This window comes from Salifodinibacter halophilus (assembly GCA_012999515.1).
Taxonomy (GTDB): domain Bacteria; phylum Pseudomonadota; class Gammaproteobacteria; order Nevskiales; family Salinisphaeraceae; genus Salifodinibacter; species Salifodinibacter halophilus.
This window is the reverse complement of record JABEEB010000241.1, coordinates 1-273: the sequence shown is the minus strand read 5'-3', so window position 1 is coordinate 273 and position 273 is coordinate 1. Positions and strand designations below refer to the sequence as shown.

Below are 273 nucleotides of genomic sequence, written 5' to 3'. Positions count from 1 at the left end.
CGGCGACCAGATCGAAGCGGTCCCAGCGGCCGGCCATGGCGATGTTGCCGAAGCCGCCGCCGAGCGCGTTGCGGTCGCTGCGCGGCGCGTCGCCGTAAGCGGGCAGGTCGCGCGCGCTGGCGTTGGAGACGCCGCCGCGCAAGCGCAGGCCCCAGTCGCGGCCTTCGCGCAGCACATCGTCGGCCTTGAGCGTTTCCATTTCGACCACGCCGCCGATGCCGCCGGAGGCGTTGGCCTGCAGGCTCGGCCCCTTGGTGATGGTGAGGCTGGAAA

General features: G+C 72.5%; 1 protein-coding gene. It reads right to left on the bottom strand.

Translation table 11 applies throughout. From position 1 onward, the window contains the following. Positions 1-273 (bottom strand): hypothetical protein (locus HKX41_11490; protein ID NNC24755.1); only part of this gene is annotated, 273 nt, incomplete at both ends.